The sequence below is a fragment of the Streptomyces sp. NPDC111520 genome (assembly GCF_055635295.1).
This window is the reverse complement of sequence record NZ_JBVKBW010000010.1, coordinates 205,633-217,688: the sequence shown is the minus strand read 5'-3', so window position 1 is coordinate 217,688 and position 12,056 is coordinate 205,633. Positions and strand designations below refer to the sequence as shown.

Sequence of the window (12,056 nt, the reverse complement as noted above, 5' to 3'; positions counted from 1 at the left end):
CCATCGGCTTCACACGGACTTCGTGGCGGGAGAAGACCCATGAGCGACAGCCGGACGCCGGCGATCGGACGCTACGGCCTGTGGAACGGCGGCCTGCGCGACCCCCACCCGGCCCGCGCGGCCGAACTCGCCGAGACCGCGGCCGAACTGGAGGAACTGGGGTACGGGGCGCTGTGGCTCGGCGGCAGCAGCGGCGTCGAGCACGCGGCCCCCCTGATCGCGGCCACCTCCTCGATCACCGTCGCGACCGGCATCCTCAGCATCTGGCAGTACGGCGCCGAGGACACCGCCGCCCGCCAGGCCACGCTGGAGGCCGCCCACCCCGGGCGGTTCCTGCTGGGCCTGGGTGTCAGCCACGCCCGACTCGCCGCGCAGTACAAGCGCCCGTACGCGGCGATGACCCGCTACCTCGACGAACTGGACGCCGCCGGCGCACCGGCCGCGAACCGGGTGCTCGCCGCGCTGGGCCCGAGGATGCTGGAGCTCGCTGGCGACCGCTCGGCGGGCGCCCACCCGTACCTGGGCACCGTCGAGCACACCGCGCAGGCGCGCGCCACGCTGGGCGAAGGGCCGCTGCTGGCCCCGGAGTTCACCGTCGTCCTGGAGACCGACCCGGCCCGGGCCCGCGAGACCGCCCGGGAAATGCTGGCGTTCTACCTGACGCTCCCCAACTACACCGGCAACTGGCTGCGCCTGGGCTTCGGCGAGGAGGACCTCGCCGGCGGGGGCAGCGACCGCCTGGTCGACGCGCTCTTCGGCTGGGGCGACGAGGAACGGGTGCGGCGGCGGATCGACGCCCACCTCGACGCGGGCGCCGACCACGTCGCCGTCCAGGTGCTGGTCCCGGGCGGGGGCGGGTCCGGGCTGCCGCGCGAGCAGTGGCGCCGGCTGGCCGCCGTGCTCCGGCCCGGCGATCACTGAAGGTCGGCTGGGGATCAGTCGGGGGCAACCCGCCGAACAGGAACGGAACCCTCCGCTCAAAGGCGTTCAGCGCCCGGCCCCGCCGCGGGGCCGGGCGTATGTTCGGCCCCATGGACAGCGGCACCGTCCCCCGCACCGTCCCGGTCGACCGCATGGCGTCCGGCGACCACGCCTGCCTCGGTTTCCAGGACGAGGACGACCGCTGGGAGATCCGCGCCGCCTTCACCGCGATCGGCCTGGCCCGCGGCGAACGCGTCCTGCTCTCCACCGGCCCCGGGACGTCCCCGGCCGAAGCCGTCGGCCGCCTCACCGCCCACGGGGTAGGCGCCGCCGAGGCGGTGTGCCACAGCGCGCTCGTCATCACCCCCGAGGTCCCCGGCTACGACGCCGCCGGGGCCTGGGCCGCACTGACGAACACCGCACACCGGCAGGGCTTCTCCGGGCTCCGCGTCGCCGGCGACATGTCCTGGGCGCTGGGTCCCGGCCTCGACCGCGACCGCCTGCTCGGCCACGAGACCGCCATGACCGCGGTCCTCGCGGGCCTCGGTCTCACCGCCATCTGCGAGTACGACCAGCGGCGCTTCGCCGCCCCGCTCCTCGACCGGCTCCGGGCCGCCCACCCGGTCTGCGTACGCCCCCGCCAGGACCCCCTGCGCGCGGAGCGCTCCGGGGGCACCCTCGCCCTGCGCGGCGACGCCGACCTCGCCACCCGCAACGACTTCGAACTGGCCGTCCGTCACGCCTTCGCGGCGCCCGGCGGACCGCCGTCCCGGGTCGACCTCACCCGGCTCTCCTTCATCGACGCCCGCTGCGCGGTCGTCCTGATCCGCCACGTGGCGTCCCTCGGCCCCGCCGACCGCGTCACCATCCGCTGCCCGCGACTGCACGCGCGCACCCTGCGGCTGTGCGGCGCGACCGAGGTCCCCCAGCTCCTCCTCGAGGAGACCCGGGCCTGAGCCCCCGGCCCGGCGTCAGGCCTGCTGGGCCGCCCAGAACTCGTCCCACGAGATCTTGCCGTCGCCGTTGGCGTCGACGGCCCTGATCACGCTCTGCGCCACCGTCTCGGTCACGTTGAAGTCCCCGAGCTGCGCCATCACGCTCTTGTACTCGTTCGCCGTGATGAGCCCGTCCCCGTCGACATCGAATCGCGTGAACGCCTTCTTGGCCGCCTCGATGTCCGCCATCGCGACCACCCCTCCTTGTGTGAACCCGGTCCTGACTGCGCACACCCTAGCCGCCGCGGCACCCCCCACAGCGGGCGGGCGGACCCATCTACGCCATCACAACGCCAGAGGCCCCCGGGTGATCCCGGGGGCCTCTGGCGTGCTGTGCACTCGGCAGGATTCGAACCTGCAACCTTCTGATCCGTAGGCGCGTGTCCCCCAACTACATGGGGAGGTGGGCAGGTTAAGTGGGGTACACGAGGCGATCCGACGTCTGCGGCTGTCCGTCCGCGTGTGCTGCCGTTGGTGTCACCTGTTGATGTCAGCCCAGACAGGTCCCCAAGCGACACAAGGCGCTTGCTGCTGCCGCTAACGCCCCTGAGTGGTAGGTTCCCAGCATGAATAGATCACATGTTCGGTTTACTTGTTGGCACCCAGCACTCCGGGCGGTTCATTTTTCGACACCTGATACTGACTTGAGGTACAGTCAGCATCATGAGCGAGCAGCAGGATGCGCTTGAGGACCTTGAGGCTGCCGGGGCAGTGCCTGGCATGCTCTGGGCAAGTGCGTCGGCCTACCGACGCACGATGGAGGACTTCGACCCCGAGACGGGTCACGATCAGGCGGTGGTCGGGACGCTCGCCCACAACCTCATGTGCGACCGGTTGGACCGCGTCTTCTCGACGGGTAGGTTCGCGACCGATTCCGCAACGGCAATGACTGGCCTTGACGTAGTCGCCGGCGGATTGGCCCCGGGCGAGTTCCGGAAGATGCCGGTCATCGCTCCAGGCGTCGTGACGCGGTCAAACGTTAACGGTTCCCCTGGATGGCGGTGCGGAGAGTGGCGGTGGCTCCTGGCCTCATTCGCTTTCGGGGAAAGCAACCGAATCCCTTGGCCCCGCAAGAGTGAGACAAAGCAGCGCGTCGCATCCCACCCCAGTCCAGATCAACCTATGCTCCCCCTGGACGATTGGTCACAAGATTCACTTCCAGCAACCGTTCACGCGCTGCTTGCGGAATCGGATGAATCCGAAGTAACGACACTCATCCTCGCGCACAGCGTGGAACGGGAGTTGGGTATCAGAGAACTTTTGCTGGGGCGCTCCCGTTTGAACAAGGGGGGCGGATCCGCGTGGCACTGGAAGCATGATCTACTTAGCGCAAATCCTGGAACGCTGAGCACCGGCCCGCTTCCGGCCGCCCCCACCCCTTGGCCTGGAGCCCCCGCTGTCGCCGACGCCGTCGTTCGCCTCCGCCGTCCCGCGCGAGAGGGGAACGGCACGTAATGAAACGAGTAGATGGTCATGGACTCCTCCCGTCGCACCGAAGTGCAGGTGGGTGACGCCTCTCGCCTATTCGACGGACGACGTTTGACGCTGGCACGGCAGTTGGCAGGTCTGCGCAAGAACGCCCTTGCGTCCAAGATCGAAAAAAGCCCGACTGCCGTGGCAGCGTACGAGAACAATTCCAAGCGCCCGGCGCCGGCAACGGTCGCTCAGTTGTGTCTGACGCTTGGAGTTGACCCGAGTTTCTTTCTCCCCGGCCCCCATCAGCCATCCGCAGTAGACGCAGTGCCTCATTTTCGTTCGCTACGCTCGACCACGCAGATTGCACGTGACCAGGCATTCGCTTACGGCATGGTTACTGGCGACGTTGGGGCCACGCTGGAACGGCACGTCGAGTTTCCTGAGCCCAACATGCCACGGTTGAGCGTCGACGTCGATGACGAAGTTAGCAACCTCCCTGAGGAAGCAGCGGCGCTGCTGCGCCAGAATTGGGGCCTCGGGCAGGGCCCCGTCGGACACCTGGTGCGGCTGGCCGAGAATAACGGCGTAGTAGTTGTCTTCAGTCCATTGCAGACAGCGGCAGTAGATGCCTACTCATTTGACGACGGCTACAGGCCAACCGTCGTACTCAACCCCGCGAAAGAGGATTACTACCGGCAGCGCTTCGATCTGGCTCATGAACTAGGTCATCTAGTAATGCATGTGGACGCCGAACCGGGTAGCAAGGTCGTTGAGAATCAAGCTCACAGGTTCGCCGCAGAGTTCTTGCTTCCCGCTAACGAACTGAGAGACATCCTGCCGGCGAAATCCGATTGGCGCACACTCGCGATTTTGAAGGAAACCTGGGGCGTAAGTTTGCAGGCTCTACTTTACCGCTCAAGATCCCTTGGGATCATGAGCGAAGTAAGTTACAGAAACGCCATTACGTATCTCTCTTCTAAGGGGTGGCGTAGGCGGGAGCCCGGGGAAATGCCTCCAGTGGAGCAACCTTCGCTATACCCACGCGCAGTAGAAATTCTAGCCAAGGTGGGAGTTGAACCCGCGGCTCTGGCACGGGAATCTCGGGTGACGCCTGGGCTATTCCGAACCGTAACGGCACGCGTCCCGGTCAGCGAGGAACTACTCCAGAGCACAGGAATCGACGAGCGCCTGAGAGTGGCGGCAGTTGACGGCGTGATCCCCTTGTTTCCAGGAGCGGAGTAGAAAAGCCCGCTATCGGCCGCGGCTGCCGGCCATGAGTGGCGCAGAGGTGACCCCCTTACACAACAAAATTCGGATGCGCCTGACGCCACGTGCGTGGGCATGGAAGACTCATGTACTGGCGGGCGGCGACTGACCAGAGGGGGAACCTTGCCAGAGGGAGCGACTGGAACGGAGAGCAAGAACGCGGAGCCACCCAAGCGTGGACTCTTCGATTGCGATGTTGCTTACCGTACTCCCGTCCGAAGCGACTATGAGCGCCTGTTTGAAACTGGATTAGTGGTTCTCGATGCTAACGTATTGCTGAACTTGTACCGATCCAATGAACGCACGCGAACTGACACCTTGTCAGTGTTGGAGAGACTTCGCAACCGCCTTTGGATCCCTCATCAAGTGCTATCAGAATTCTGGCGCAATCGGGATCTCCCCTCAGTTCGCGGCCATCATCGCACCAAAGCACGAGATGTCTGCAGCGCCTTGGACAAGGCATCTAAGTCTCTGGGTGATGTTCTAGATCGCTGGCTTAAGGATGTTCACCTAAATAGCGACAATGGCGCGACGCAACGCATCGCGATAGCGAAGGATTCCCTCACTGAAACCCTAAGCAGTCTCAAGGGGTTCATACAAGAGCAGGCAGAGAAAGACGCTCTAGAGGGAACGACCGCGACTCATACGGATCCCGTTCTAATGGCTCTTGCAGACTTGCTGGCGGGGCGCATCGGTGAGCCCTTTACTGAATCTGAATTTCGCGAGTCAGTCAAGAAGGCTCAGGAGCGGGCTGGCGATAGCATTCCGCCGGGATACAAGGACTTTGAGTCCAAGCCCCCCGAGCAGGCGGCAGGAGATTACCTTCTCTGGGAACAGGTTCTCGTTGAAGCCGAGCGTCGCCGCTGTGATGTTTTGCTCGTCACGGGAGACGTGAAAGAAGACTGGTGGATCTCTGGGGATCGGCAAATGCCGGCGCGCCCTAGAAATGAGCTCGTCGTCGAGCTGCAGCATCGGACAGGGGGTGCTCTATTCATGCTCACCCCCAGCCAACTCCTCAGCCGAGCTGAAGAAATTTTTGATCTGAGGGTTGATGAACGCTCGGTGAGCGACCTGGCCGCGAGCGAAACGGGATCCACTGGTATCAACCTGCATCCAGGTGTCGCCAGAGCTATTGGAACGCGCCTGACAAGAGCGCACTACCGGGCAAGCGCTGCGGCCGAAGCCGTGCATGTCCAGTCTCCTCAAAAGCTGTACGGGGAACTCATTACGCGAATGGTGTCGGAGGAGATTGCCGAGGAGGTGGTATCTCTGGGGGGTCGGACCTACATCTTTGAAGGCGTAACTTACTCGGCATTGAATGGCTATCTACTAATTCCATTGAGGTACGGCCCAAGGGACAAGGCACTCAAGGTTCGCATTCGCCGGACACGCGGGGCCATGAGTGCCTATGGGACAGGGGCGCAAGGGCTGTTCGAGTTGAACGACGATATGGGTTCCACGACGTCAGCACGTCACGCATTTGAGGGTTTGGACCACGCTACACAGATTCTGATAGTTGCATTCGTCGCCGATTACGACTCCGGACTTCATAGCGCTCGTTGGGGAACGGTGGATTTTTTGGGGAGCGATGGAGAGATCGACTGGAATTACCACGAAGAGTTGCCACTGCTCACGTCGTAAGTAAGCCTTACTGCGACCTTCGTTCCAACGTCAAAGAGTAGACGCTTCCAATGCTGCGATCACAGCACCCGGGTCACCGTCGTACAGCATGTGCGGTTCGTCTGCTGTGGGGGGGATGAACCGGCTGCGGTACCGCTGTAGATCGCTCTCGGAGAAGTAGATCGAGTTGGGATCGTCCGCGTGGTAATCGTTCCTCTTGCTGATCCTTGCCCACAGTTCGTCATGACTGGCAGCGAGATAAACGAGTACAGGGGTCGCGCCGGCGTCGGCGGCGACGGCGCGCCATCTGGCTCGGTCCTCTGGGGTCCAGAAGCCGTGATCTACGACGACATCGTGCCCCGCCGCGAGCTGTTCCCAGAGGTCGACCACCACGTCTTCAAGGACCGGCCGCTCAAGCGCGGGGAAGGTCCCCCGGGGGAAGTCCACTCCATATACCCCATGCCGGCGGTACATCTCTTCATCTGGGCACAGCCGTACGAACCCGCGAGCGGTGAGAGCACGGGAAAGGGTGGTCTTGCCGGAGCCGGGGAGTCCAGCCATCAGGACGCAGAACGGCGGGTGTGGGGACATCGCAAGCGTGTCTCCCCCGACCGTCACGGGGTGACCTCCGATTCTGTACGCCATGTCCGACCGGGCCCGCCGAGGTCCACGCCGTACTCGACGACGTAGCCCTCGCTGTCGACGAATTTCGCCGTCATCACGACCACCGGTTCCGCCGGCACATTGTCAGAGTCCAGCTCCAAGAGCTGTGCGTACTCCGGCGTCAGCGGATGGGCGGAGGCTGTGTCGATGCGATGGCTGATCGGGTGGCCAGTCGCCTGGGCGATGAGCTGGAGCGAGGTTCCGCCCGTCAGACGCTCACTCGCTGATAGCTGCGGGATCAGCTTTACGTACCGAGCGGGAATCCACGACGTGCTGTGCGCCACGATGCCGTGCCGGTCCCTGTACACCCGGCTACGGCGCACGACTTCTGCGCCAGGCTCAATGTCCAGTGCTCGTGCCACTTCAGCAGGTGCGGGCACCATGCCCGCTTGATGCGAGTCAGACCTCTCGCCTGCCCCCCAGCTCGACCCCGTACGGCGTCCCCGGTCCTGCCGCTGGGAACCTGAAGACATCGGAGCCGGCCGGTCCAAGACTTCAGTGCCGATGCCATGAATACCTCGGACAAGCCCCTCGTTGCGCAACTTGCGCAGGGCTTTCTCTGCCGTTGCGGTGCTCACCTTCCACTCTTCCGAGATGTTCTTGATGCTCGGCAAGAGCGTTCCCGGCTCTAGCTGACCGGACTCGATCAGCTCCGTGTAGTGAGCGGCAATCTTCGCGTACGGCGCCCGGTTGTCGGCCTGGCCTGCCATGTTGCCTCGCTCCTTGTCGTCACTTCCCTGAGGTTCCTTAGCTTACCGCTTGACACCACAGGGAACCCTAGGGAACCTTAGGGATGTGCTCGCTGGTCGGTTCGGCCGGTTGGTGGGTGCCGGACCTCAATACGCCCTGATTTAGGGCGCATTCGGGGTCAAGGGGCCCGGGACAGAGCGGGCCGAGGGCGGACCGGACCCTTGTCACTCCGGACGGCTTAGACCGAAAGGTCACGTCTCCATACGCCTACAACGGGCCCTGCCGCGCTACCTGACACGGGCGCGGAACCCCGAAGGAGACATAAACATCGCCCCGGCATTCAGCCGTGAAGGGCGCGGGATCGAATCTCGCCCGGGGCACTCTGGCCGCTCCCAGCGGCCGTGCCGCGCGACTGACGTGGCGCATCAACACAACGGCGCGCACCCCCGGAGTTGCAGCTCCGGGGGTGCTGTTCGGGCCGTTCCTTCTACTAGGGAGAACACGACCCATGAGCAACATCGCTGCACGTCAGCCGGTTGTTACCGGCGTCCTGTCCGATGGTGAACCGTCGGACGGCGAGCTGTTTGCGGTCGAGCGTGAGATGCCCGTCGTCCTGGCGGAAGTCGAGTTGCTGGACGCGCAGATCATGACGCTCGACCGCACGCCCACCGAGGTGGACGCCCGGCGGCTGCGTCGGGCCCGCCGGCGGGTACTCGCCGCCCGGCGGGCAGTGGCCAACCGGCCCGCCGGGAAGTCCGGCGGTGCCGCGTGAATCTCAAGCGCAAGGGGCGGGCCGCCCTGGTGCTGGCTCTGGTCGGTGTCGTCGGCATGGCGTTCCGGGTCTCCTGGAACGCGCTGCGCGACGTTGCCGAGACGATCGGCGCCGACAGTACGGCCGCGACGCTGTATCCGTTCGTGGTCGACGGCCTGATGGCCCTGGCCCTGATCGCGACCCTGGTCCTGACCGATCGGGACCGCCGCTTCGCACTGCGGGTCCTGGCCACGTACACCGTCGCGTCGCTGCTGCTGAACTACGTGCACGGGCTCGTGCCGGAGTTGCACGGCGGGTCGGTCGACTGGGGTCGTCTGGCCGACTGGGACCCGGCGAACTGGGCCCTGGTGCTACTGGCCACCTCGCTTCCGGTCGGGTCGATCTACTTCGGCTCCGACCTCGTGGCCAAGGTGCTGCACCACCAGTCGACTCCGCACACGAATGCGGAGGAATCAACCGAGACCGAGAGGAATCGGTCTACGGCTGACCTGGAAGAGTCGACCCCCGCGACACCCGATACGACGCCTGCTCCGGTCGCGCTTCCCGTCCCGGTCCTGCCCACTGTGGTGGAGCCGGTCGGGTCGATCGAGTCGGCTCCGGTCGCGGTTGCCGCGGCGGAGTCGACCCGCCCGCGTGGGGCGACCGGTCGGGTCCCCGATGCGGCCCGCACGCCCCGACCGGTCCGCACGGCCGATGAGCTGCTGATCGAGGCCCGTAAGGCGACCGAGGGTTGGCCGATCGAGGACCTGACGGCGGAGGGCATCCGCCGCGCCGTGCGTACCTCGCCCGCCAAGGCCCGTGTACTGCGGGAGACCCTGCGGGCGGAGCGCACCGACGGCCCTGGTGACGTTGAGGTCGTTGCGTGATGTCGCCGGCGTTCGGGAAGTGCTACGACCCGTCCGGCGCCACCTGGGGGATCCCCACCTTCCCGTGGCGCCTGGCCCCCGACGGCTACGCGACCCGCCGGCAACTGCGGGCCCGCGGTCTGCGCCCTGGTGGTCAGCCGGTTGCGGCTCAGCTCATGCGTCAGGCACGCCGGCGGAAGTCCGGGGTGCTGGTCGCCTACCTCTACCGCGTCGACCGGGCGAAGCCCGTGCGGCCGATGACCCCCGGGAAGCGGGCCGCTCTCGCCGCGGCGATGACGGCCCGTCGGCTCTGCCCCGCCTGCCGTACAGACGCGGGTTACTGCATCCCGACGTCGCTCGGCATGTGCGTGCCCTGCGCTTATCCCGACCAGCCGTGCACGGCCTGACCCGCGAGGAGAACCGCGTGACCAGCAACCTTTCCGCTCTGCTGTCCGCTCCCTGGCCGGCGGGCGTGCTCTACCGCTACCTGACCCTGTTCGGCGCCACGGTCGACGTCACCAAGTCCGGTGACTACTACGTGGCCACCTGCGGAGGCTGCGACGCCGCCACCCTGCCCGACACGGTCCGCAAGACGCAGGACTGGGCCCAGACGCACTCCGCCAAGTGCCGCGCCCTGCCCCACCCCGCCTGACTGCACCACCCGAAGCGCACCGCCCGGGACAGAAGGACTGTCCCGGGCCTTCCCTTGTGTGCCCCGGGAGCGGGGCAGTCTGGAGATCCCGAAGCATGAGTGACAACGTCGTTCGACTGTTCAAGCACCCCGACACCGACACCGCGCCCGCGGTCGACCCCAAGCCCATACCGGCCGCCGACAAGCCGCAGCTCACGCGGCGTTGGGCCCGGTCCGGCCGGGCCATCAAGACGGCGGCGACGCACGAGCGGACGAAGACCGTGGCGCGTGCGGTGATCCGGCACGGCATGTACGTCCTCGGAGGTACGCGGATCGTGGTCCGCCGCACCTGGGAGGGCCGCACGGCGGCCCGCTACGAGCGGATGCTGCGCGCGGCGGAAGCTGCGGGGCAGTTTGATGAGGCGATGCAGTGGGAGGAGCGCGGGCAGCGCTTCCGCGCCGCCCGGCACCGCCGCCGCATGGACCTGCTCTACTCACCCGTCGCCGCAGCCAAGGGCATCGTGGTCGGGACCGGCGTCGGCATCGGTGGCCTGGTCGCCCTCGGCATCGTGATGGCGATCGCGACCAAGGACGTCACGGACGTCGTCACGCCGATCATGGCCGTGATCAAGTTCATCAACCTGGTGATCACGATCGTGCAGGTGGTGTGGGGCCCGCTGGTCCAGATCGGCCCGTTCCTCACTCTGCTGGCCCTGTGGGCGGTGGGTCGGCACCAGCAGGCGGCCCCGCAGTGGACGATGCCCGCCCACGTGCGGTCGGGTGAGGGGGAGCCGATCACGCCGTCGATCGTGGTCAAGGCCCTGCGTGACCTGGGGGTGCCTGCGCTGCGGAACGCCATCAAGGAGATGGGCGACGCCGGAGCGTCGATGCTGGGTCCGATCCGGATCGCCGGCTGCGGTGTCGAGGTCGACGTCACCCTCCCCTCGGGGGTGTCCACGATCGAGGTGCAGAACCGGCGCCGCAAGCTCGCCGAGAACCTGACCCGGCACGAGCACGAGGTGTTCATCACCATCCCGACCGCGGCCCGCACCGTGCGGCTGTGGATCGCCGACTCCGGCGCGTTGGATGAGCCGATCGGCCCGTCCCCGCTCACCACGGACGAGACCCTTCGGGCCGACTACGCCAAGGGCCGCGCCCCGTGGGGCCAGGACCTGCGCGGCGACGCCGCAGCCCTGAGCGTCTATCAGCGGCACCTCCTCATCACGGGCCTGTCCAACCAGGGCAAGACCGCAGCCCTGCGGGCGCTCGCCCTGTGGCTAGCCCTGGACCGGTCGGTGGAGTTCTGGATGGGCGACCTCAAGGGCGTCGGCGACTGGGCCATGTTCGACGGCCTCGCCTCCCGGCTCATCCAGGGACCGACCGATGACCACGTCATCCAGGTCACCGAGATGGTCGAAGACGCGGTCGAGGAGATGAACCGCCGCATCCAGGCGCCCCCGGGAACGGTGTTCCCGCCGCTCATCGTCATCGTGGACGAGGCGCAGGTCGCGTTCATGTGCCCGGTCAAGGACGAGGACAAGCGCCCCTACGGCGGCTCTTCCTCCACCAGCCGGTACTTCATGGCCGCACGGAAGATCCACAACCAGGGTCGGGCCGTGAACGTGCTGCTGTGGCAGGGCACGCAGGACCCCACCGACCAGAACCTCCCCAAGCTCGTCCGCGAGGGTGCCCATACCCGCGCCTCACTCGCGCTCGGTACGGAGTCGCAGGCCCGTATGGCGCTGGGGGACAAGGCCGTCGACGGCGGTGCCGCGCCGAACCTGCTGCGGCCGGGTCTGGACAAGGGAACGCTGGTCGTCGCTTCCGACGGGATCGAGATCCCCAAGGGACAGTCGTCCATCACGGTGCGGACGCACTACATCAGCACCGAGGACGCCGAGACGATCGCGACCCGGGCCAAGGCCCTGCGCGACGGCGTGACGACGCTGCACGTCATCGAGCGCGGGCAGGACCGTGACCCGCTCGCCGACATCGCCGGCGTGCTCGGGGACGCGCCGCGGGTGCTGACGCAGGACGTGCTGAAGCGGCTGGCGACGTTGAACGCGGACGCCTACGGCGGCTGGTCGTTCATCGACCTCAAGCGCGTCCTGGACGGCACCGGCGCTGAGCCGTACAAGTCCGACGGCCGCATGGTCATCGGACGCGACCGCCTCGCCCGGGTCCTCGCAAACCGCGACACGGATGGTTCCGCTTCTGCCGGCGAGTAGAGGGAGCCG

General features: G+C 66.6%; 12 protein-coding genes. 9 read left to right on the top strand and 3 right to left on the bottom strand.

The features are described from left to right. The first annotated feature begins 39 nt into the window (after positions 1–39). Together ACZ7MY_RS24740 and ACZ7MY_RS24735 are read left to right on the top strand one after the other, a co-directional pair. Positions 40–921 (top strand): LLM class F420-dependent oxidoreductase, encoded by an 882-nt coding sequence (locus ACZ7MY_RS24740; RefSeq protein ID WP_499604810.1) that lies wholly within the window; start codon positions 40–42, stop codon positions 919–921. Positions 922–1,031: 110 nt separating this feature from the next. Continuing rightward, on the top strand, positions 1,032–1,877 hold the full coding sequence (locus ACZ7MY_RS24735; protein WP_499604809.1) for an MEDS domain-containing protein: 846 nt from the start codon (positions 1,032–1,034) through the stop codon (positions 1,875–1,877). Between the two features lie 15 nt (positions 1,878–1,892). Here the strand turns inward: ACZ7MY_RS24735 and ACZ7MY_RS24730 are convergent, their stop codons facing one another. Continuing rightward, positions 1,893–2,105: an EF-hand domain-containing protein gene (locus ACZ7MY_RS24730; RefSeq protein ID WP_499604807.1), complete on the bottom strand. Its 213-nt coding sequence runs from the start codon at positions 2,103–2,105 to the stop codon at positions 1,893–1,895. A gap of 1,284 nt (positions 2,106–3,389) precedes the next feature. On the opposite strand from ACZ7MY_RS24730, the gene ACZ7MY_RS24725 reads away from it, so the two are divergent. Then, positions 3,390–4,574: an XRE family transcriptional regulator gene (locus tag ACZ7MY_RS24725; protein WP_499604805.1), complete on the top strand. Its 1,185-nt coding sequence runs from the start codon at positions 3,390–3,392 to the stop codon at positions 4,572–4,574. A gap of 99 nt (positions 4,575–4,673) precedes the next feature. After that, the gene (locus ACZ7MY_RS24720; RefSeq protein ID WP_499605042.1) at positions 4,674–6,239 is read left to right on the top strand and encodes a PIN-like domain-containing protein; all 1,566 of its coding nucleotides are present in this window, start codon (positions 4,674–4,676) and stop codon (positions 6,237–6,239) included. A 30-nt stretch (positions 6,240–6,269) separates the two neighbouring features. On the opposite strand, the gene ACZ7MY_RS24715 is transcribed toward ACZ7MY_RS24720, so the two are convergent. Continuing rightward, positions 6,270–6,809, bottom strand: a complete 540-nt coding sequence (locus tag ACZ7MY_RS24715; RefSeq protein WP_499605040.1) for a P-loop nucleotide/nucleoside kinase family protein — start codon at positions 6,807–6,809, stop codon at positions 6,270–6,272. 23 nt (positions 6,810–6,832) lie between these two features. Next, positions 6,833–7,591, bottom strand: coding sequence for a GntR family transcriptional regulator (locus tag ACZ7MY_RS24710; RefSeq protein ID WP_499604803.1), 759 nt, complete (start codon positions 7,589–7,591; stop codon positions 6,833–6,835). Positions 7,592–8,079: 488 nt separating this feature from the next. On the opposite strand from ACZ7MY_RS24710, the gene ACZ7MY_RS24705 reads away from it, so the two are divergent. From ACZ7MY_RS24705 to ACZ7MY_RS24685, 5 genes are all read left to right on the top strand, one after another. Beyond that, positions 8,080–8,343, top strand: coding sequence for a DUF6284 family protein (locus ACZ7MY_RS24705; RefSeq protein WP_499604802.1), 264 nt, complete (start codon positions 8,080–8,082; stop codon positions 8,341–8,343). Continuing rightward, complete coding sequence (locus tag ACZ7MY_RS24700; RefSeq protein ID WP_499604801.1) at positions 8,340–9,209, top strand: DUF2637 domain-containing protein; 870 nt, start codon at positions 8,340–8,342, stop codon at positions 9,207–9,209. Before ACZ7MY_RS24705 ends, ACZ7MY_RS24700 begins: the two co-directional genes overlap by 4 nt. After that, complete coding sequence (locus ACZ7MY_RS24695) at positions 9,209–9,595, top strand: RRQRL motif-containing zinc-binding protein (protein ID WP_499604799.1); 387 nt, start codon at positions 9,209–9,211, stop codon at positions 9,593–9,595. Before ACZ7MY_RS24700 ends, ACZ7MY_RS24695 begins: the two co-directional genes overlap by 1 nt. Before the next feature lie 17 nt (positions 9,596–9,612). Continuing rightward, on the top strand, positions 9,613–9,840 hold the full coding sequence (locus ACZ7MY_RS24690) for a hypothetical protein (RefSeq protein ID WP_499604797.1): 228 nt from the start codon (positions 9,613–9,615) through the stop codon (positions 9,838–9,840). A gap of 95 nt (positions 9,841–9,935) precedes the next feature. Next, on the top strand, positions 9,936–12,047 hold the full coding sequence (locus tag ACZ7MY_RS24685; RefSeq protein ID WP_499604795.1) for an ATP-binding protein: 2,112 nt from the start codon (positions 9,936–9,938) through the stop codon (positions 12,045–12,047). Positions 12,048–12,056 lie beyond the last annotated feature (9 nt).